The organism is Streptomyces sp. enrichment culture (assembly GCF_964272895.1).
Taxonomy (GTDB): Bacteria; Actinomycetota; Actinomycetes; order Streptomycetales; family Streptomycetaceae; genus Streptomyces.
This window is the reverse complement of sequence record NZ_OZ186832.1, coordinates 7,518,608-7,539,337: the sequence shown is the minus strand read 5'-3', so window position 1 is coordinate 7,539,337 and position 20,730 is coordinate 7,518,608. Positions and strand designations below refer to the sequence as shown.

15 protein-coding genes and 1 pseudogene are annotated in these 20,730 nt (G+C 67.4%); 6 read left to right on the top strand and 10 right to left on the bottom strand.

Features of this window, described 5'->3' with window-relative positions; translation table 11 throughout:
- Window positions 1-449: 449 nt before the first annotated feature.
- On the top strand, window positions 450-2,984 hold the full coding sequence (locus ACSU6M_RS33580) for a Helicase associated domain protein (RefSeq protein WP_437074932.1): 2,535 nt from the start codon (window positions 450-452) through the stop codon (window positions 2,982-2,984).
- A 194-nt stretch (window positions 2,985-3,178) separates the two neighbouring features.
- Window positions 3,179-4,486 carry a hypothetical protein gene (locus tag ACSU6M_RS33575; RefSeq protein ID WP_437074930.1) on the top strand — a complete coding sequence of 436 codons (1,308 nt, stop codon included), beginning with the start codon at window positions 3,179-3,181 and terminating at the stop codon, window positions 4,484-4,486.
- A 100-nt stretch (window positions 4,487-4,586) separates the two neighbouring features.
- Here the strand turns inward: ACSU6M_RS33575 and ACSU6M_RS33570 are convergent, their stop codons facing one another.
- Window positions 4,587-4,940, bottom strand: a complete 354-nt coding sequence (locus tag ACSU6M_RS33570; RefSeq protein WP_437074929.1) for a hypothetical protein — start codon at window positions 4,938-4,940, stop codon at window positions 4,587-4,589.
- A gap of 1,104 nt (window positions 4,941-6,044) precedes the next feature.
- On the opposite strand from ACSU6M_RS33570, the gene ACSU6M_RS33565 reads away from it, so the two are divergent.
- Window positions 6,045-7,892 (top strand): SpoIIE family protein phosphatase, encoded by a 1,848-nt coding sequence (locus ACSU6M_RS33565; RefSeq protein WP_437075458.1) that lies wholly within the window; start codon window positions 6,045-6,047, stop codon window positions 7,890-7,892.
- A 395-nt stretch (window positions 7,893-8,287) separates the two neighbouring features.
- Window positions 8,288-8,701, top strand: a complete 414-nt coding sequence (locus tag ACSU6M_RS33560) for a DUF4158 domain-containing protein (protein WP_437074928.1) — start codon at window positions 8,288-8,290, stop codon at window positions 8,699-8,701.
- Between the two features lie 58 nt (window positions 8,702-8,759).
- Here ACSU6M_RS33560 and ACSU6M_RS33555 read toward each other — a convergent pair.
- The 7 genes and pseudogenes from ACSU6M_RS33555 to ACSU6M_RS33525 all read right to left on the bottom strand — a co-directional run.
- A pseudogene (locus ACSU6M_RS33555) lies at window positions 8,760-9,211 on the bottom strand (DUF4365 domain-containing protein); the annotation flags it as partial.
- Between the two features lie 310 nt (window positions 9,212-9,521).
- Window positions 9,522-10,397, bottom strand: coding sequence for a hypothetical protein (locus ACSU6M_RS33550; protein WP_437074926.1), 876 nt, complete (start codon window positions 10,395-10,397; stop codon window positions 9,522-9,524).
- Between the two features lie 3 nt (window positions 10,398-10,400).
- Entirely contained in the window at window positions 10,401-12,098 is a 1,698-nt protein-coding gene (locus ACSU6M_RS33545; protein WP_437074925.1) for a hypothetical protein, read from the bottom strand.
- Between the two features lie 130 nt (window positions 12,099-12,228).
- Complete coding sequence (locus tag ACSU6M_RS33540; RefSeq protein WP_437074923.1) at window positions 12,229-12,363, bottom strand: hypothetical protein; 135 nt, start codon at window positions 12,361-12,363, stop codon at window positions 12,229-12,231.
- A gap of 175 nt (window positions 12,364-12,538) precedes the next feature.
- A complete protein-coding gene (locus tag ACSU6M_RS33535) occupies window positions 12,539-12,916 on the bottom strand; it encodes a hypothetical protein (protein ID WP_437074922.1) in 378 nt (125 codons plus the stop codon).
- An 862-nt stretch (window positions 12,917-13,778) separates the two neighbouring features.
- Window positions 13,779-14,180, bottom strand: coding sequence for a nucleotidyltransferase family protein (locus ACSU6M_RS33530; protein ID WP_437074920.1), 402 nt, complete (start codon window positions 14,178-14,180; stop codon window positions 13,779-13,781).
- Window positions 14,181-14,379: 199 nt separating this feature from the next.
- The gene (locus ACSU6M_RS33525) at window positions 14,380-15,114 is read right to left on the bottom strand and encodes a dienelactone hydrolase family protein (protein WP_437074918.1); all 735 of its coding nucleotides are present in this window, start codon (window positions 15,112-15,114) and stop codon (window positions 14,380-14,382) included.
- A gap of 263 nt (window positions 15,115-15,377) precedes the next feature.
- On the opposite strand from ACSU6M_RS33525, the gene ACSU6M_RS33520 reads away from it, so the two are divergent.
- Both ACSU6M_RS33520 and ACSU6M_RS33515 read left to right on the top strand, forming a co-directional pair.
- On the top strand, window positions 15,378-15,974 hold the full coding sequence (locus tag ACSU6M_RS33520) for a hypothetical protein (RefSeq protein ID WP_437074917.1): 597 nt from the start codon (window positions 15,378-15,380) through the stop codon (window positions 15,972-15,974).
- A 1-nt stretch (window position 15,975) separates the two neighbouring features.
- Window positions 15,976-16,455, top strand: a complete 480-nt coding sequence (locus tag ACSU6M_RS33515) for a hypothetical protein (protein WP_437074915.1) — start codon at window positions 15,976-15,978, stop codon at window positions 16,453-16,455.
- Between the two features lie 2 nt (window positions 16,456-16,457).
- Here ACSU6M_RS33515 and ACSU6M_RS33510 read toward each other — a convergent pair whose 3' ends face one another.
- Both ACSU6M_RS33510 and ACSU6M_RS33505 read right to left on the bottom strand, forming a co-directional pair.
- Entirely contained in the window at window positions 16,458-16,934 is a 477-nt protein-coding gene (locus tag ACSU6M_RS33510; RefSeq protein ID WP_437074913.1) for a DUF3307 domain-containing protein, read from the bottom strand.
- A gap of 993 nt (window positions 16,935-17,927) precedes the next feature.
- On the bottom strand, window positions 17,928-20,537 hold the full coding sequence (locus ACSU6M_RS33505; protein WP_437074911.1) for a hypothetical protein: 2,610 nt from the start codon (window positions 20,535-20,537) through the stop codon (window positions 17,928-17,930).
- Between the last annotated feature and the right edge of the window lie 193 nt (window positions 20,538-20,730).

Sequence of the window (20,730 nt, the reverse complement as noted above, 5' to 3'; positions counted from 1 at the left end):
GCGAAGACGACGCGCCGCCGCTACGCGGCGGTTCCATCCCGGCGCTCCGCGCCGGGATCGTCGGGGCTCCGCCCCGACTGCCGGCCACTCCGTGGCCGGTCGATCCGGCTCTCGCCGGATCGCAATCGTACCGGCCTGCTCCGCAGTCCTGTACGGGAACTGACGCACGCTCCGCGCGCGTCAGAGGAGTAGCAGCTGCGGGGTGGGGTATGGGCGTCCTTCCGTCCTCGCCTCCCCGGGAACTAAGGGGCTGCCCCCTGAGTTCTCCCGCTGCCAAGGACGGTGCGTCATTCTGAGCCCACGGATAGAGTATGGGCTGAGGGTCCACCACTACAACCCACGCAGCCACCCGATCAGTCCGGGTCCCCATCGTACGAAATAGCCTTCGACTGCCGTGAAAATGAATTGCCGTCAACTGCCTCTTTAATCTGGGGAGAAGGGCCAAACTAATGCCACGAATGGAATTGAGGCCTCATCAAGTCGAGGCAGTCGACGGAATCATGCGCCACCTCCAGAACCCACCCGGCAAACACATGCCTCCCCAAGGACTCAGGGCGCAGGTGATCGCCGCGACCGGATCCGGGAAGACGCTGATCGCAGTGGAAACCGCGCGCCGGCTAACCGCACGGCGCGTCCTGGTCCTGGTCCCCACCCTGGATCTGCTCACGCAGATGGCCACCGCCTGGCGCGAGGGCGGCCGGCGCGGCGCCATGGTCGGGGCGTGCTCGCTGCGCGCCGAGGACTCGGGCGGCATCCCCTGCACCACCGACCCAGACGAGCTGGTCGACTGGCTCAAGAGCCTGGAGACGGTGACGGTGTTCGCGACGTACGCCGCCGTCGGACTGGGCATCCTCCAACGCGCACACCAGGCCGGCCTGGCGGTGTGGGACCTGATGGTCGTGGACGAGGCGCACCGCACCAGTGGGGCGGTGGGCAAGCCCTGGGCCGCCGTACACGACCAGACCCGCATCCCCGCCGCACGACGGCTGTACATGACCGCCACCGCCCGCGTGTGGGAGGCCGAGGACGGGACGCCGCGGCTGGTGGCAAGCATGGACGAGAACAGTCCCGTGTTCGGGCCGGTGGCCTACAAGTTGAAGCTGTCCGACGCCATCCGGCGCGGGCTGGTCGCGCCGTATCAGGTGGTATGCCTGGATATTCGTGACCACGAGCTCTACACCGCCATGGCCGTCGGGTCGGCCGGCTCGGATTTCGTACGCGGGGCCCGGCTGGCTGCGCTGCAGACCGGGCTGCTCACCGCGGCCGCGCGGGAGCGGCTGCGGCGGGTGCTGACCTTCCACAGCCGCGTCGTGGAGGCGGAGGCGATGGCGGCGGGTGTACCGGGCGCAGCAGCCCGGCTGCGGAAGGAGAACCCGGAGGTGTTCCCGCCGGCGGAGCGGGTGTGGGCGCAGTGGCTGCACGGCGAGCATGCCCCCTCACATCGCCGCCAGGTTCTCGACGCATTCGCCTCCGACTTCATCACCCATGAAAACGCTGAAGTCCCGGCCGCTTTGCGGGTTCTCTGCTCCGTGAAAGTCCTCGGTGAAGGCGTCGATACCGCACGCTGCGATGCCGTCGCTTTCTGCGATGCACGCGGCTCGATGGTCGACATCGTCCAAGCAGTCGGACGCGCCCTGCGTATCCGGCCCGGCGAAGGGAAAATTGCGTCCTTGGTCGTGCCGGTGTTCCTCGCACCAGGTGAAGAGCCCGATGAAATGCTCACCTCACCGGCCTACGGCACCCTCGCCAAGGTCCTCGGTGCGTTGCGGGCGCATGACAGTGACACCATCGAAGCCCTCGCCGACCCCCGCCCCCGCACCGGCCACCGCGGCAGTCTCGAACACAGCGAGCGCGGTGCACGCTTCACGGATCGCGGGGACGGCCAGGCCCTCGAAGACCAGGTTCCGGGCCTCGAGGAGGAGGCTCTAGTCGAAGAGGAGAGCACGGTCACGGGGAGCCGGGCGGCGGCCCAGCTGCTGCGGTTCAGCGAGGAACGCGATCCCGCCCTCCTGGCCCAGTTCGTGCAACTGCGGGTCATCGACCCCGAGAACACCTACTGGCGCCGCGGCATCCAGGCCGCCACAAGGTGGCTCCGCGAAACCGGCAACACGCAGCTACGCGTGCCCCAGGACTACCGGGCCCCCGACCAGTGGGCCGGCACCGCCGGGTTCCCGCTCGGGGTATGGATCGCCGACCAACGCCGCTACTACAACGCCGGTGACCTCGACGCGGGGCGCGTCGAGCAGCTCGAGGCCCTGGGGATGGTCTGGTCCCACCACGACATCGCCTGGGAACAGGGCATTGCCGTCGCCCGCTCGTACACCGCCGCCCACGGACACTTCCTCCCACCCACCAACGCCGTATGGGAAGGCTTCCCCATCGGCGTATGGGCCAAGAACCAACGCGCCGCCGCCCGCAGAACTTTGCACAACGCTGAACGACGCGCTGCGGGCGAGACAGTGCCCTCCGGGGCCGGGGAGCCTCCTGACAGCCGTATGGAGGCCCTCGAAGCCCTCGATCCGGCCTGGTGCCCTACCGGATGGGACATCGCCTGGCAACGCACCTTCCACCTCACCCGCACCCACCTCGCCGCCGGCGGCACCCTCCCACACAACCCAGGCCAGATCATCGCCCAAGGCGAAGACCTCGGAGCCTGGGTCAAGGCGCAGCGGCACGCATGGGACACACTCCTGCCCGCCCAGCAATGGCTCCTCAAAAGCGTCCTCGGACTCCAACCCGCCGAAGACGAGGCGGAACAGCCCAAACGACGATCACAAGACGAACGATGGAACGCCAGCATCACCGCCGCACGACAGTTCTACGAGCGCGAAGGCCACCTCGTCGTACCCAGACACCACACCGAACACCTCGACGACGGCACCCAGGTACGCCTCGGCACATGGCTCAACAACGTCAAACGCCGAACCGCAGGACTCACAGAGGCCCGCCGCGCAGACCTGAAGCAGCTCGGGGTGAAGTGGTAGCCGGGGTGGGTCAGGCAAGAACCGGAGCCCCCTGTTTTTGAAGGCGACATCGTTGCCGCTGGACCCAGCACGGCCCGCCACCGTTCTGAGGCCGCACCTGCCCCTGCTGGAACGGGGCGCATGCGCCCACCGTCCCATGCAATCGGTGAGGAGGGGCAGGCGGCGGCGTCTGAGTGGGGCGTCTAATAGACGGCGTGACTGATCAGCTTTCATCCGCGCCGGGGCGGCCCGTGAAGGACGACGCCCCCGACACACTCACGCTCATCGTGGACACCGCGAACGGACCATACATACGGCGCATACGCCGTGCACTACCTCTGCCCGCTGGAGTCGAGCACGGAACGGGTGCCGAAGAGGCTGCGCATACCGCTGCAGCCACCTGGGGCTTGTCCGACTTCGTCTTCCAGTCCGCCTACGCCAGCAAGAGCTCTGGGCGACGTGAACTCGGCGACCGACTGCTGATCGCAGGGGGGCGTGGTGCGGTGATCCAGGTGAAGGCGCGCACGGTCCAGCCCAAGAGCGCGGACGCGGAAGTCGCCTGGATCCGGAAGGTCGCGGCCAAGGCAATGCGCCAGGCCAAGGGCACGGTGCGGCAGTTGCGAATGCTGCCAGCCGACATGGTCAGCGACCGCGGTCGCACGCTGTCGGTCGACGGCAATGCCCTCGACTGGATAGGAGTGTTCCTGCTGGATCACGAGCAGGTACCCGAGGACACGCGCTGCGTGCTGGAGCCGATCGGGATCCCCGCGATCGCTCTGACCCGACGCGACTGGGACTTCCTTTTCGACCAGCTCCGCTCCACCACCGCCGTGCTGGACTATCTCTTCCGGGCCGCTGCCGAGCCTCCGATCGCGCTGGGGGAAGAGCCTGTGCGGTACTACGAATTGGCGGCGGCCGATGCTGAGGCACCTCCCGGCCCCCTGAGCTCTGACGTCGCTGAACTCGGCGGAACCCACTACTCCGTTCCTCTGCTCCCCCAAGCCCCGGTGGGATCGGACGCCACGCACCGGGTCATGAGGATCTTCCTGGAAGACGTGGCCACCTCCGCGGTCCGGGGAGGGATTGCTGAGCCCGACCGACTGCTTGTCCTCTCCGACATCGACAAACTGCCGGTCGGAGCACGCGCCGAGTGGGGACAACTCTTGCTGGACATGCTGGCCGACGTCGCTGAAGTGCCCGCTGGCGAATGCAAGTGGCGCTGGCGCCGTTCCATCGACCCGTCCGGCACTCGCCAGCTCATCTTCGGATGCGCCACGCGCTTCGGCCCCGACGTGCAGGCCGCCTTCCAGTCCTACGTGCTCCTGCGCCACCACCAACTCCACCAGCAGACCGGCCTGGCCGAACAGACATCCACCCTCGGTGTACTGCTCACCCCAACCACCGCAGGCGAGCGGCCCTGGGACACCACTCTGCTGCGCACGGAAGGCGACAACAACTTGTCCACTGAAGAAGTCGAGCACTACACGCAGCTCTGGAATCCTCAGCCCGCTGAAACCGCCTGAGCATGACCGCAGACGCGAGACGACCGAGCGCTAAACAGTCCCAGGGTCTCCAGTTCTTTGTCGGCTCCTGCCGCCCCGGCGTCGGTGGTGCGTCCCCCAGCTATGAGACCTTTTCGAACCCATCCACTGGTTCGGCCGCGTACGTGCCATCGCTGAGGAGGCAGTCTGTAAGTTCGAACCGTTCCTGTCGGCCTCCGGTTGGCCAGAGGAGGACCGCGCCGGCGGTCCGGGTGCTCATCACCCGAATCGGTGCTCCTTCCCGGCCACCGGTGCCAAGCAGCGTGTACGTGCGAATCCGCCGGTGTCCCATTCCTTGGGAGGGAGTGGGGCGCTGTTCGGCCGACCGGGCGGTCCGGTGTCGTCGTCGGCTGATGTACCAGGTAGCGGCGCTGATGAGTCCGGTCGAGCCCAGCGCGCCGAGCAGCTCTGGGAGGGACTCGACAAGGATCTGCATGGGTGGTGTCTCCTTGGGTTCCAGTCTGCAGGCATAGCGGCGGGGAAGCCTGCAGCAGCTGATTCGATGATCTGCCTGCGACCGGGCCCGGTGTGTCGGTTGGATGTTGTTCGGCTGACAACGTGGGGTTGTCGGCGACAACCTGGGTGAGGGGTCTTCGGTGTGAGTGGGGGGAAGCGTCCGGGGCGGCCATGGAGTCCGCCCAAGGGCGCATGTCAGGAGATCAACGAGGTCGTCGCCATCATTCGGAACTGGCTGGACGACGCCGGCATCACTGTCAGGGCGCTGCATGCGGCGCTGACGCAGGATCACTTCGCCGATGGCAAGGTGCCGGAGGGACGGAAGCTGCGTGAGCGTCTCGCCGGCGTCGGGTTGACGTGGGATACCGTCGAGGCCGTCGCGGACGTGTGTTTCGCGGACGAGTCTCAGGCCATGACGCACCAGCGGCTGGAGCGGCCTAGGGCTCTGTGGAAGGCCTCGGCAGAGCGTCCCACGGTTGTGGGTGTTGACGGCGAACCTGCCGTGCCTGCGCGCGAACTCTTGCAAGCTCAGGAGCGCGCGATCGGGGCATTTGAGGAACTCAACCGGGTTCGCAAGGCGTATGAGGCCAGCGAGCGTGCCCGGACCCAGTCGCTGCAGATGGCCACGATGTTGTTCGCACTACTCGGACAGGCCCAGGCGCAGGTGAGGGAGCTGTCCCGTCGGCTTGAGTCGCTCCAGGCTTCGCCCGATGCCCTGAGCGGTGAGATCGACGTGACGCATCTTCGGCTGATGCGTGCCACGACACAGCATGATGACCTGCATACACAGCTTTCTCGTGCGGAGGCGGAGCGTGAACGAGCTCAAGCGTTGGCCGACGTCGCCGCTCGCCGTATCGAGTTCCTCGAGTCCAAGCTCCGCGGGTTTGGATATGTGGACTCCCCCGGGGACGGCAGCGGGTCGGGAGCGGTTGTGCTTCCTGAGCAGGTTCCCTTCGAGGCGGATGCGGACAGCAGGCTCGACCAGGTGGACGCAGTGCTTCGCAAGGCGCGGGAGGTCCTTGACCGCGAGCACGAGACGGTTCAGGAGATCGCCGACGAACTCGGTGCCGATCACGACCGCGCGGTGGGTGCCGAAGCCGTTCCGGGCCGCATCGTGCACGTAAGCGGAGCCAAGGCGGGCTCGCCGTCGTCCCGGGGTGGGTTGTTCGGAACAACTGGGAACAACCCTCAGTCAGCGGGGACCGGCCTTGTTGTTCACGGGGGCGATGACCGGATGCGGTTCGTCGGCGCAGCTGCCCGCCGGATCTCGCGGGGTATTGATCTGGACGAGATCGTGCTCGCGCTGTGCCGCGCGACGGTGCCTGCGTTCGCGGATTCGGTCCTGGTCTATCTGCGTGATCCGTTGCCGATCGGAGACGAACGTCCGTTGGGTCCGGTGCTGCTGCGGCTGCGGCGGATCGACCAAGGGCCGGGCCTGCCGATGTCCGTCGAGCTGCCGTGGGACTACTTCGCTGTCGGGGGCGACGATAGATTTGCCAGGCCGTCGGACGTATGCGCCGTGCGCCCCGGCGGCATGCTCTCCGAGGTTCTCCGGGGCGTGCGCCCGGTTTTCGGTGACCTGGCGCATCATGCTGCCCTTTCTGAGCTGATCGGCGACAGTTTCAACGGGCCACCTCCCGGCTCACGGTCTCTGATGGCGCCGCTGCGGGGACGTCGCAGAGTTGTCGGGGCTGCCGTCTTCCTGCGGAGCTCTGACCGGGTGGCTTTCGAACCGGACGATCTTCAGGTTGCTGCGCAGCTGGCCACGCAGGCTGCCCTGGGCATCGACAAGGCTGTGCTCTACGGCCGCGAAGCGTATGCCGCGGACCAGCTTCAGCGCAGCATGCTGCCCGAGAGCCTGCCTCGCGTGCCCGGCGTGCGGCTGGCCTCGCGTTATCTGCCCGCTGCCGAGACAGCTCGTGTGGGCGGCGACTGGTACGACGCGATCCCGCTACCGGGCAGCCGCGTCGCGCTCGTCGTCGGAGATGTCATGGGTCACTCCATGACATCCGCAGCGATCATGGGTCAGTTACGCACCACCGCCCAGACCTTGGCCGGCCTCGACCTGCCTCCGCAGGAGGTCCTGCACCATCTCGACGAACAGGCTCAGCGCCTGGGCATTGATCGCATCGCGACCTGCATGTACTGCGTCTACGACCCGGTCGCACACCGCATCACCATCGCTAACGCTGGCAACCCGCCGCCGCTGATGCTGCACCAGGGCGGTAGGGCCGAAGTCCTGCGGGTGCCGCCTAGCGCCCCTATCGGGGTAGGGGGCGTCGACTTCGAAGCCGTGGAACTGGGAGCACCTGCTGGCTCGACATTGATCCTCTACACCGACGGCTTGGTCGAGTCCAGACTCAGGGATATTTGGACGGGCATCGAACAGCTCCGCGAGCGACTGGCCGCGACGGCGCGTCTCACTGCGCCCGACTTCCCGCCGCCCCTGGAGGCTCTTTGTGACGAGACCCTGTGTGTGCTCGGCCCAGGTGACCGGGAGGACGACATCGCACTGCTCGCAGCCCGCTTCGAGGGCCTCACGGCGAGTGATGTGGCCCAGTGGTCCCTCGGGCACACACACAAGGCACCGCACGAAGGCAGGCAGCTCACCCGTCAGACACTGGACAGGTGGGGTCTAAGAAATCTGTCGGACGTGGCTGAACAACTGATCAGCGAACTGATCAGCAAGGCCGTGGAGGCGACCCCAACCATTGCCGAGCCCATCGAGCTGCGGCTTATGCGCACACATGTACTGCGATGCGAAGTGCAGGACCGATCGACAGAAATACCGCGCCGCATGGAGACCCGAGACACGCCACGCGGCGGCGTCCCGCGCCTCCTTATCCAAACAGCCAAGCGGTGGGGGATCAGCCGGCTGGTCGGCGGAAAAGTCGTCTGGTTCGAGCTACCACTCGACGGATCCCCTCCCTGACCAGATCCGGTCAGATCCGATACCGGCACGCTAGCTTCAACTGGGGCGCGACGATAGCGGCGTGCCTCCAGGGCGGATACGTCGGCAGCAAGGAGATCGACCGCGCGCGACGGCGGCGAGCAGGCCGACGGTGTCCTGCAGCACGGCGGCCTGGCGGGGTCCGATGCATGCAGGGCATCGCCCTGGAGTACGTGTTGGCATGGGGGATCCTGGGCTGCTCTGCCGCGGCTCGAGTGGCCGCCGGGTCCATCATTCTCCGGCGGAGCGCTGGCTGCGGCCCCGTTCTGATATAGCTACGGTCAGGTGGCGTGTAGCCCTGCGTAACGACTCGGGTCGTCGTTTCTCCTCGTCGGTCGTCTCGTTGAGCTGAACGAGTGATCGCGGGAGGGGCGCAGGTGCGGCAGGACTGGGAGCCGGAGGACCTGATTGAGGTCTGGACGCTACTCGAAGACGACATGAAGCGGGTGCGGAACAAGTCCGGGGCGACCCGGCTCGGGTTCTCGTTGTTGCTGAAGTTCTTCGAGGTGGAGGCGCGGTTCCCGGAGTCGGCCGGGGAGATACCGGCCGCCGCGGTGGAGTACGTGGCCCAGCAGGTGAAGGTCCCCGCGGAGGCGTGGGGCGCCTACGACTGGCAGGGCGACCGGATCAAGCGGCACCGCATGGAGATCCGGGCGGCCTACGGGTTCCGGGCGAACACCGAGGAGGACCAAGACCGGTTGGCCGCGTGGCTGGCGACCTCGCGTACAAGCGGGCCGACAGCAAGTGCATGTAGAAGGCGTCCTGCTGGGGCGGCTCAACCTGCGAGGTGAGCCATGCGGCCATGACCGGCACTTCCGCCGATGAGCGGGCAAGCGGGCGGAGAACCGCTGTCGACTTCTTTGTCAGTTCCTGGCTCCTGGTCACATGATTTTCGCCCCCCTTACCGGTGTGAACCACTGTTTGCTCACTGACGTGCTGCCAGGAGATGCGCTTTGTTTCTAGGTCGCAGAGGCTGACAAGAACTGGAAGCGAGTGCCCGAGCCAGTACGACACATGGTCAACGTCGCACGAGAACCACCAGCCGTCGTCAGTGGGGTTCCGGAAGTAGCTGTTTCCTAACTTAATCTGCACACCTATGAGTGCCCAGTGGCTTCCCGAGTAGCATCGTTGACGAGTTCCAGGTGAGCGTCGATTCCCATATCCGCCGTGGCCTGCTCCCTGAACAACCATCCCAGTTCGCTTGTGACCAGGTGATCGATCCAGGCACACCAGCCCGCTCGACCTGCTGAGTTGGCTGAACCTTCATGGCCGCTCGCCCCCGACCGTTTCGACAATCCCACGTCATCGTACGAGGCTTAGTCGGCTTTCAGTGAGCTTCTTCAGCGTAACTGTTCCAGGTTGAGGACGGCTTGACGAATGACGTCATACGGTTCGGGCTACATCGGGCAGGCGGAAGATCCCCCAGGCCTGATCGCGTGTAGGAACCGTTGCCAGGGTGGCCGCCCGGTGCCCACGCCACGTTCGGGGCCTTCGCGGCCAGCGTCCCGCTCGTCAACGTTTGCCATGCCGACCACCCTGCCCATACAGCGGACTCCCTCAACTCCCATGCCGGGAGTCCGTGCGCCGACCGGGCGCGGCAGGCGTTCGCGGTCAGGCAATCAAGGCGTCATGGATGCGTTCCGCCACCGCACGGTGTCCGAGGTAGCCGGTGATGCCGTGGCGGTTGGGGGTACGGTTCTCGACCGTGGCGTTTTCGATGGATGTGACCTTGAACCGGTCCGGCATGAGGGGGAACAGGGACACCGTGTCCCGGGGGTCGTAGGCATTGAACCAGGAGCCAACGCAGTCCGGCCACGCGACCGGGCTCAGTTTGGTAGCCACTGTGCGCACGGCGAGCGGTGAACCGACAGTGATGAGCGTGGGAACCCTCCAGCCTGATTTCCTGCCTTCTTCGACGAGGAGTTTGTAGGCGATGACCGAGCCGAGCGAGTGCCCTACCACGACAGTCTCTTCGTCTGGACGGAACGCCTGCGCCACGCCGTTTTCGATGATCCGCTGGATGCCGCCTTTGTCGAGGTACTGGTAGACATCCCGGGTAACCAGCGCGAGGCTCACCGCGCCAAGGCCGGGCATCCTGTCCAGGACCCGGAGCACGGCCAGCACCCAGGGCCAATTCTGGACGTCGCGGTGGATGACGCTGGGATCGTCCGCCGCGCCCCTGATGTAGGCGTCCGAGATATCCAGCTGTTTGACCACGTCACGCAGGAAGTCGGTGACGAAGACCTGCTCAAGCGAGTCGGTCTCAGCCCCCCTGACGATGAGTTCTGGAGCCGGCGCATTTGGGTCCTCGGAAAGCGGGAAGAGGGTGTCACCGAAGTAGGGGAAACTGATCTTGTCGCCCGGAATGGTGACGTCGCGCCCCGCCTTGCGTAGCCCCTCGTGTAGGGCTTCCATCCACTGCTTCTTCAGCTCCTCTGGGGCCTTGTTCTGCTGAGAACGCCCATGGATAAGAATGAGTCTGCGCATCAGCTACGCCTTTCTGATCAGGAGGCGGCGCAGGCGGGGCAGCTCCGCCGCCGGGAACAGCGTCCAGTGCGACGGATCTGGTACCGGGAGGCCTTGCTCAGGGCCAGGAGGGTCCAACTGTGCCCAGCCGCGGGTCAGCAGGGGCATCGGGATCGTGGTTGGTGGCGGCTGTTCTCCCAGGACCAGCCACGGGTCAGGAAGGAAGCGGGTGAGGTGTGGATGGAGGCCGAGCAGCGACGGGACCGCGTCGCGGTGACCCATGTCCGCCAGGGCGTAGGCGAGGTAGACGGCGAGGGAGGGATCGCGCGCCCCTTGCTCCACGAAGCGGTCGAACAATGCCTCGGGCGATGCGTACTCCCACCAGGCGATCCCAAACCGCGACGCAGCTGCGATCTCGGCCCGAAAGCTGCTGTACCGCGGGTCCTCTGGCGTCGAGAGCGAGCTGTACCCCAGGTCGGCGATCCTGTCCTGCTCCACGGTGAGCTTGCCGACCAGGCCGGGAAACAGCGGGATCACCGTACTGCGGCCATCGGCCAGCACGACGACACCAGGCTCCGGCTTCATAAGCTCCCGAGGCATCCGAACGATGTTGGCTTCGGCCTGCTTCTGCCGCCCCACGGCCGTGTACACGGCCCCCACTCTGGAACCCACCACCTCGAGCACGGCCCCGGCATCCCGTGCCGCCTCGCTTGCCAGCCGCTGCTCGGAGAGGCGGATGGCTGCGCTGGCAGAAGCGCTGGGTGCGGGATCCCTCTGGGAGAATCGCGGCCTGGACTCCAGGGCCACGATGCGCTCGTACTGGCCGCCTGTTCCTCCGCCCGGTTGAGGAAGAGGCGGAGGAGGAGCGGGGGGCCCAGCCGGCGGGAGCTCGAATCGCGACAACCAGGCGTCTTGCGGGGAGGTCACGTGGCCGTCGGGCCACTGCGTGACCGAGTGGAGGGCCTTGAGCTGGCTGATCCGCTGCGACAGGAGGAGCGGCAACTCGTCTCGCAGACGGTGCGGACGCACCAGAGTGACGTGGGACTCGGCATCCAGGCTGTTCCCCAGGAGGCGGGCGACGGCCGCCTCCATGTCCGTCTCGCGCTCGAGGACGCTGGGGTAGCGACCTTGCAGCGCGTCGGCGAGAACGTCTGTGTACACGGCTCGGTAGCCCGCGCCTGTCTGCGCCGCCGTATCCGCGACTTCACTTGCTGCCTCACCGGGCCGACAAGCATAGAAGACGTCCACGGACGTACGATGTAGGCCAGGGGGGCGGTTGGGAAACGAGGTGCCTCCGGTCACCTGACTGTGGAGGAATCCGCTTGGCGGCGTGCGGCAGGCGTCGCCAATCAAGACGACGTGGGGAATCCCGCACCTTTCGGCGTGACGCCTGCTGAGATCGACGTTGACTGCCTCATTTCCGTTTTCCGGGGCTTCCGACAGCAGCCAGTACTCGCTGCTGTTGTGGAAGATTCCGTGTCCGCTGAAGTACACGACGAGTTGCTCCACCGTGCCCCGGTCGGCGTAGGCGCGCACGGCCTGGAAGATGTCACGGAGGCACACGGGCTGATTATCGATGTCGGAGAGAGTGGTGATGAGCTCAGTGGGGATGCCCTGCTGGACCGCCCAGCCGCGCATGGCCTCGATCCCCTGGCCGACCGCCTGCAGCTCGGGCAGGTTTCCTGAGCGACGTACCCCGATGAGGACCACAGCCCGTTCCATGATCACTCCCTCCCTGGCGGCATTGCCATGGAGCGGTACATCTAGGCTAGATCACCTGGCCCTGCGCCGCAGGACAGTGATCCAGCCTCGAGCTGCTGGTCTGCCGATATTCGAGAGACGAGTACGAGCGCTAGAGCCGGCCGCCGGTGTTCAGTGTGCCCGGAAGCACCTGGTCGAGCCGCTGCTGGTCGCCGAGATCATGGTCGACACCGCCCAGGAACGAGGCGCGTGGCGGCACCCGGTGCGCCTCGCCCGGATGCGCCACGACATCACCGTCGCCGACGCGCCGCGGTTCGGGGCAGGCACGCAGGCCGCGGCAGGATCACCCGCGCGCTGCGGCCGAGCGGAAGCCGATGCTGGCGCAGGCCCGCGCAGGTGCCTGCGCCCGGTGGAGTCCGTGACGTACACCCTCCGGGAGTCCCGGCTGGGCGTGCCTGTGCTCAGCGTGTGAGGTCGGTGCAGCGGATGCCGTCGGCGGGGTGCCACTCCAGCGCCGGCTCCACGGCGATGCCGTGGTCGGCGCAGTACGGGGTGGGGATGATGCCGCCGCAGGTCTGCCGGGCGCAGATGCATGCGGTTGTGGGGGCGGTGTAGGGCCCGCCGTGGCGGACGAGCCTACCGCCACGGGCAGTGGCGGCCTGGGGGACGGCGTGGACCGCGTGCCAGCCCGTGGTCGGACGGGAGGCCGGCACCAGGGCGATGTCCTCGGCGGAGTAGAGCGGCACGGTGGTGACACCGCCGTCGCCGAGTCGTCCCGTCTGTTTGAATCGCGGACCGAACTCCATCCACCAGCGGACCGGCCAACGGCGATCGATCACCGAATGCGTGGCGCCGATCCACAGCAGGGCCGCGGCGCTCGCCCTCGCGCCGGCGCTCTCGTCCAGGACGGCCGCGGCGATCCCCTGTCCGACAACCGCGGCCCGTCCCTTCCCCGCCTGTCTCTTCTCCAGGGGGGCGGGCGAGGGGGCATACAGGGGATGTCGGCCACCCGACCACGCCCGGAACCTCATGGCGACCTGCCGCTTCGTGACGCCCAGGCGGAGAAGGACGGCGCCCTGTCGGCCGGGTTGCCGGCCCCCTTCACGGAGGGGTTGTCGGCGGTGTTGTCGCTTCGTGACCGCGTTCGGGATCCGGTGGTCGGTGGTCCGGTCAGGGCCAGCTGCTGCCGTTGATCCCCTGTGCGCGGTGTCCGGAAGTGCGGCGCGGTGTTCAGGACGGGGGACGCAGGGCGGCGTATGTCGGAGGAGGCGGTGGAGACCGGCTCGCGCTGGCGGTACTGGTGCAATACCGCATGGCGAGCGCCGAGCAGATGCGCCGGGTGCTGGCGCACGACGTGCGGATCGAGCAGACGCGGCGCTGGCTGGCCAAGCTGCGCGCGGAGCAGTTGGTGGAGCGGGTCACGCAGCCGGCCGGCCGGTTGCGGGCGTCGTTTCCCACCGAGTACGGCGTGCGGATCGCGATGAGTGGCCGGAGCTGCGGGGGCGGCGGCCGCCCCGGCGCATCTGTGATCCAACCGCGGCCCGTCTGCGCGCGGGGCACACCCTGGCGGTCACCGAGACCGCGCTCGCCTCCTCGCCGCAGCCCGCCGCCGCGGGCGAGACCTGCCAGCCCCAGGACTTCATTAGCAACCCAGGCCCGGGGTCGCGCCGGGCGCCGGAACGGCAACGACACGAGCTTGCCCTACGGCTTGGCTCCCAATTTGACCCCGACGACGGACTGGCCTGTGGTCAAGAGGGCCAGTCGAGGCCTGCGCGAACGCAGACGACTTCCGTACGCCCCCCGCTCGGCAAGTTCGGCCCAAGGAACTGCCGGCCTCAGCGGGCGTCGCGCTCTTGGACGAGCAGGGCGGGCGAAGACGTTGCGTCCGGTCTTGATCACCGTGTCTTCGGCCTCCCAGGACAGGTCGTCGCTGTCAAAGTAGAAGAGGTCGTAGTCCTTGATGCCGTTCGTCGGCGGCCTGCCCATGACGACGTTCCACACGGTCTGGAACAGGCAGCCAGCCGTCACATACCACCCAGGCAGCTCCAGCGTCGCCGACCGCGACAAGACCTCCGTCAACATGTCGTTACGGGGCAGCACCACGCGAAGGGACTCAAGTTGCTACTCGAGAGGGAGTCGGCTGATCATCAGCCGTGCCTACCACAGCTCGCCCGTCGGACGGGCCGGCTCTGCCTCAAGGACCCCTCGGTGGAGGGCGGGCGACGCCCGCCCTCCACCGACTCCGAAACATCGCCAGAACTCCGAAGACGTGTACCTCGGGCTTGATTTCCGGGCCGGAGCCTCAGCTCTTGGTCAGGGTGCGGCTGAGAAGGTGCAGCAGGCGATCCCAGTGAAGCTGCAGCGCAGCGGGGTTGAAGGCATCGGTGTCGGACATGGTGAAGCCGTGGACGGTGCCGGGGTAGACCTCGGAGGTGTAACCGACACCCGCCGCGTCCAGGGCCTGGTTGAGCTCGCCGAGGGTCTCGGGCGTCAAGTCGCTCTCGGCGTGGCCGAAGTGGACCTCGGCGGTGAGCTTGGAGAGGCCGTCGGGGCCGTCGACTCCCACCGGGCCGTGAAATGCGGCCAGGGCGGCCACCTGGCCGGGGTGGGCCGCGGCGGTGCGCGTCGCCAGGAGGCCGCCGATGCAGTAGCCGGTCACGGCGACCGGTCCGGCGCTGACCTCGGGCTGAGCGGTGAGGAACTTGAGATAGGCGTCGGCGTCGCTCAGAACACGTTCTGTGGTGTGCGCCTCGATCATGGGCATCAGCTGGGCGAAGACCGCGGGCCGGGCCTCTTCTCCGATGTGCTCGGGAAGCTCGATCACAGGTGCCGGGCCGTGCCGGTAGAAGAGGTTGGGGACGAGCACGTAGAACCCGTGCCCGGCCAGTTCGTGAGCCATCTCCCGCAGCACGGGCCGGATGCCGAAGCCGTCCGCGTACATCAGCACCCCCGGGTGCCGCCCGCCACCGTCAGGGAAAGCGGCGAACGCGTCGGCCTGGCCGTCCGCGGTGGAAATCTGCAGCATCTTGGTGGGCATGAGTTCTCCTGTCGTGGTTGACGTGTCGAGCTGCGATCAACACGACAGGAGGCGGAGCCCGCGCAGCAGCGCCGGATCCTCGATCCAACAGAGGGCCACCACCGGCCCGCACGGCGCTCAGAAGAGCACCGGGACACCAATCCGTGTGTGGCGCAACGCCGTCCGGGTAGTCATGGCTACACAACGTAGCCCACCGGATGAAGCCGATGCCAGCCCATCAGGGCTACTCCAGTCCGGATTGGCCATGTTCGTAGGCTTCCGCTGTGAAGGCATTCCAGCAGTTCCAATACCCGACTCCACCATTAGCCCGGCCCGGAGGAGCCCAGGCGGTCTTCCATCAGGAGTGGAAGACCGCGGAGGACGCGGAGAAGCGGGCACGGACCGTCGATGCCTTCCACCAGTTCCAGCAGGGTCAGCTTCCCGCCGGCCCCGAAGCGGATGCTCTGCTGGCCTTCTTCCGGTCCGTCGAGGAGGAGTTGGAGGATCACGAGCCGGGCCCGGCGAAGGTTGTCACCGACCGGCAGATCGAGCTGCTTTTGAAGCAGAAGGCGTCGGTGCTGCACCTGGCCACGGCGAATTACTGCTGGTTCGAGGACCCAGCGAAGGCGCTGTGTCTCAAGCTCGCCGGCGCGAAGGGGGTGGCGGGCCCGCTGAGCGGGCTCTGCGACAGCGCCCGCTACCCGCAGGCCACCCATCACCTCGGCCACCGGCCCGTCTGGCAGGCCGCGGCCGACAACGGCGCCGTCCTACTGGCCAGCCCGCGCGTCCCGGCCGGGGAGAAGAAGCGCCTGCAGGCCGAGCACGAACGCTCGATGCGCGTCCTCGAAGAGATCGACAAGGCAGCCGGAAAAGCCGGATAACATGGCACTCAGCCAGCCCCAGCGTGATCAGGCCGAGCGGCGCATCCGCGCCGCCGTCGACCGCCTACTGGCCGGGCAGATCCCCGAGGGCGGGGCCTGCGACGTCAAGACGCTCGCCCGCGAGGCCGGGATCTCCCGCGCGGCCCTTTACCGGACCTGGGGCCACCTCAAGAACGAGTTCGAGCAGCGACGGGCCGCGGCCTGGACGGCCGGGCACCAGCCCGACCCCCGCGCGGCCCGCATCGGCCGGCTGCGGGACCTGAATCAGCGGCTGACCAGCAAACTCGCCCGCACCAACACCGAGTTGACCCTCTTCAAGCAGCAGCACCGCCGACTGCTGTCGGTCCTCGCCGCGAAGGACGACGAGCTGGAGCGTCTCCGCCGCGAGCTGAGTACGTTCGCCCGTACGCACGGCGGCCCCGCTCGCGACAACGAGCAGGGGGACGACGCCGGAAGCGTCGTCCCCCTGCCCCGCCACTAATGTCACACGACCGCGATCAGCAGAGCGGAGACCAACAGTGCAGTCTGATGAAGTGCCTGGTCAGCGAGATACATGCCGTTCATCCCGGCTGTCTTCAGCTCGGCGAACCCCTTGGAGCCGATGTGCTCCAGGAGCCAGCGGACCGGCCACCGGCGATCAAAGAAGGCATGGGTCAAAACCGACACGGCCAGCCCCGCCACGAGCCCGGGCCAGGACAGCTGGAGCGGGAGAACAGCCCAGGCCAGGCCCAGTATGACTGCCATAACGACGTGGTACTGGGCGACGTGGGCCAGGCAGGCACCCCAACCCCGCCGCGGGCTCACACCATCGGCAACCTCGGCCGGCGACGGCGCCGCCTTGTTCCCGGCCTGGTGGTCGGTCTGCCCGATCACGTGGTCCGCGAGGTTGTGTCCGACGGAGAGCACGGCCCACACCGAGCCGAACGTTGCCAAGGTGACGAGCTGGCCGATGGAGTTCATCAGCGACCACCCACAAGAGCGAATCGCGAGGCGAGACCGCGAGGCTGGACGACCGCGACACGGCCCCCCTGCGACGGGAGACCGGAGCTACGGCGCGAGCGCGAACGGACCGAGACACTTCGGATGGTGGACACGGCCTTTGCCGCGTTAAACGGGTAGTCGGCCGTCAGGTGCGCGACGTACAGCAGGACGAACAGCTCTGCGAACATGAAGGTCTCCCCTGGTCTGCGAACGGACTGATGGGGGTGAGGGGCGGCCGGTCGCCTGGCAGTGAGTCGGCCGCCCCTCGCCGTACCCGCAGCCTCGCGCGCCCCCGCCCAAGGCTCCGCTGCGCAGACGCACAAGACGTGTGACCGCAACCACAGGGGGTGCTGAGCCCTCAGAGTGGCTGACCTCGTGGAACGCGGTGCCCGGTGCTGAGGGACTCGTCATCCTGGTTCCGGCGTACCCGTACTGCGCTACACCCGCCGCCCATCACCGACACCGGCCACAATCGTCGAAGTCGCCCACCCCATCGCTAGCGAGGTGGCGCCACGGATCGCCGACTTCACCATCAGTCTCGACCACTGAGCTGAGGAGCTGTACGAGGGCGGGAACTGCACCTGCTGCTCCATCGAGCGGTTATGGCCGCCCTCCGATCGGGAGAGCTACTGGGACAACCTCTGACCGCTCCCACCCCACAAGATCCTGGGCCTGCCGAAGGGCCCGGGGTCTCATGCGTTCAGGCGCTGCAACGCGGTGGTGCAACAGCGGCCTGAGGGCTGGCTACCGACGGCGCGCGATGGTCGTCTGGGCCTCGCCAGGCCCCACGACATGCACCATGCCCTTCCTCAACACCCGACCAGCGACAACGCACCGGCCTGACATAGCGTCACCGACACCACTCCACTGACACCCCAGCACATCGCAGCATGGGAGCCGGGCCCCGCGTTCGGTATGGCCCACGGGCCCGTCCCGCGACCTCCTGTCCTTGAGCGGTGTCCCCGGCCATGGTCACAGGGGTTCGTCCATGCGTAGGTTCTCGGAGATGTAGCGGAAGTAGGGATCCTGTTCGGATTTCTTCGATCGTGTGAAGCCTGGGGCAAACTGTCCGGACGACCTGTCCGTCGTTCCCGCCCACCATTCGTCGACGATGGACGCCTGCTCCTCCAGCCCGTAGTGCCGCCACGGCTCTCCGGCGGGCCCGTAGTAGTAGGCGGTGTGGAGGTTGCCGCCGCCGACGGCACTCGTGAAGCCGCTGAACAGGTCCACCGCGCCCTTCCAGAAGTACTCGAGCTTGAAGGACTTGTGTGCGATCTGCCAGGCGTGCGTGAGTTCGTGGATGAACACCTGTCCGGGCTTCACGGTGAAAGGCAGCGCCGTCGGCGGAGGGGACCAGTTCAGCGGGCTGTCGAACCCGTCGCCCAGGTTGACGAGGATGGTGTCGTCGTAGGAGGGCAGCGTCACCGGACTTCCTCCGGGCCCTGATAGATCGGTGAGCCGGATGCGGTCCCACGGCAAGGTGTCCCCGAAGACCTGCTCGGCTTCAGCCCTCTCCGGCGGTTCGAGTTCTCGGTGTCCCACGAGACCCTCTCCGATGAGCGCTCCTCCGACGAAGGCCGGAATGATCAGGGTGGGACTGACGAGGAAGGCGACGCCACCGGCCACCAGGACACCGACCAGACCTCCCGGTCCGATGATCGAGGTGTCGGCGATGTCGCCGATCTCGCTGCCGACGAAGGCCAGGCCGGCCAGGCACTGGCCGGCGGGCCCGAAGGGGAGGAGCAGCGAGGACACGACCGCGAATTCCAGTACATCGCCGATCAGCTCCGCGCCGCCGCCGATCAGACCGATCATGTCCGAGCTGCGGCTCACCGCGATCGAACCCGCCCGGAAGTCGGGCCACAGGTCGGCGATGACCTGAGCGCTCACGTCCTCGTCCCAGTCGAACTGACGCGGGCCGGGTGTGTCGGTTCCGTACACCCGGCCCGACTTCTGGTGGATGAGCACCACGGTGCGGCTGCGCGACTGCAGGACGGCCCGGACGGTGAACTTGTACGAGAAGAGTCCTGTGGCCCGCATGAATCCTTTGAACCGCGCCGATCCGTCACTGTTGATCACGAATTCGGCGCGCCCGGCAAGCGGGACACCGGCCGGAGTGACGATCGGTTGCGAGAACGTCCTCGACTCGGGCCGCTGAAGGACGGTCAGCCGGAACACCTCGGTCCCGCTCTGGCCGTGGCTGGCCTTCCAGCGGATCTCCACGGGCTGCCCGGACACGAGACGGGCGTTGTCCGGATCGACGTCGATGCGGAGTACACGCTGCACCTCGGTGTCGGTGGGGCCCAGAGACAGTGTCGCCGACTCCACTCGCACGCCCGGCGGCAGCGGACCGGGGGCCAGCTCGACCTCCTTGGAGCCTCCACCGGAGAGCACGGCGACCGTCAGCAGGCCGGACGATCCTGTGGGTACGCCGATGGCGGTCGGCATCACCCGCACTTCAGTCGCGCTCGGGACGACCGTGACGCGAAAGTCCAAGGTGGTCGTGAGGGCGTCCTCCGCGCCTCCGGCGCTGAACAGCGCCACCAGCCGGAGGTCGGCCGGGCCCAGGGGCGCGGTGGGAGAGACGGACATCGGGATCCACGTGCGGACCTTCGCCTGGGGCCCGTAGCCCAGAGGCGCCGGCGGCGGCAGGCTCACGACGTCGTCGCCTCCCCAGAGCTCGAACATCACGTATCCCGCGGTGCCGAGCCCCGAGGACACGGTGACATCGAGCCCCGCACGCGCGGCCCGGGCGAGGGTGAACCTGTCCTTGTCCAAGGAGACGGACACACTCTGGACCACCGCGGTGACGGGGACGATGACGGGTTTCCACTGCGGGGCGACCAGCGCCACGTGTGCCCGCTCGACGCCCCCGCCGTTCTCCGGAGCCCGGCATGCGATGTTCACCCTGACCTGGTTCCCCCACGACACCCGAACCGGGTCTGAGCCCGTGGCGTGCGCGATTTGCACCATGTGGCTGAGGCCGTTCTCCCGCACCACGTCCAGCTCGTCCTCGGTCATGCCGTCGAGCAGCCCGAGACGCAGGGCCTCTTCATAGGTGAGCTGTTGCTCCTTCTCGACAAGGATCTCCGAGGAGCGGATGGTCCGCTCACCGCCGATGAGACAGGCGCGTACATCGGCGTCGGACGGAGCGCTGTCGATCGAGAAGGAGGGGTTTCTCTCCTGGCCCGGGTCGAGCCAGATACTCAGCTGCTCCTCCGAGACGTGCGGTTCCACGCCGTCGCCGCCGACCGCGAAGTACAGCGGCAGCTCACTGGTCGCAGGGCCGGGCAGGTGGGCGACGAGGCGCCCCACATGCCACTTCTCGGCTCCGTCGCCGGACGTGTACTCACACAGGAGTTCGATGTCGACGTCCTGATCAGGCTCCACGGGCACGGACTGCGCACCATGGCCTCTGACGACGACCCGGGTGTCCTGGACGACGTGCTGGGCCGGGTCGTCCTGCTGGTCCTCGGGCAGTTCCTGGATCTCGTCGGCCGTCAGGGGCCGCCAATAGGTCTCGGAGACGACTATCTCACCTACCGAGACGAGTGGTTTGACGCCTTGGACGTCGAGCGACATGTTTCCGGAGGGAGGATCGGTCAGCCGGACCCATCGGGTGGTGGATGAATGAGGCATCATCCGTGTGCAGATCAGAGTGGGATCGAACGCAGACATCGCCGCTCCTCGGCCGATCGCCTACCTACCACTCCAGTCTCCTCTCCGCGCGGCGCCCTGTCCTCCGCGAGCGTTCACACCTCCGTGCCGCGGTACG

What these genes read in the sequence shown, in the direction of transcription:
- ACSU6M_RS33515 (WP_437074915.1), top strand. Translation starts at nt 15,976, where the DNA reads ATGGCACTCAGCCAGCCCCAGCGTGATCAGGCCGAGCGGCGCATCCGC.
- ACSU6M_RS33505 (WP_437074911.1), bottom strand. Translation starts at nt 20,537, where the DNA reads ATGTCGCTCGACGTCCAAGGCGTCAAACCACTCGTCTCGGTAGGTGAG.
- ACSU6M_RS33570 (WP_437074929.1), bottom strand. Translation starts at nt 4,940, where the DNA reads ATGCAGATCCTTGTCGAGTCCCTCCCAGAGCTGCTCGGCGCGCTGGGC.
- ACSU6M_RS33580 (WP_437074932.1), top strand. Translation starts at nt 450, where the DNA reads ATGCCACGAATGGAATTGAGGCCTCATCAAGTCGAGGCAGTCGACGGA.
- ACSU6M_RS33545 (WP_437074925.1), bottom strand. Translation starts at nt 12,098, where the DNA reads ATGGAACGGGCTGTGGTCCTCATCGGGGTACGTCGCTCAGGAAACCTG.
- ACSU6M_RS33525 (WP_437074918.1), bottom strand. Translation starts at nt 15,114, where the DNA reads ATGCCCACCAAGATGCTGCAGATTTCCACCGCGGACGGCCAGGCCGAC.
- ACSU6M_RS33550 (WP_437074926.1), bottom strand. Translation starts at nt 10,397, where the DNA reads ATGCGCAGACTCATTCTTATCCATGGGCGTTCTCAGCAGAACAAGGCC.
- ACSU6M_RS33510 (WP_437074913.1), bottom strand. Translation starts at nt 16,934, where the DNA reads ATGAACTCCATCGGCCAGCTCGTCACCTTGGCAACGTTCGGCTCGGTG.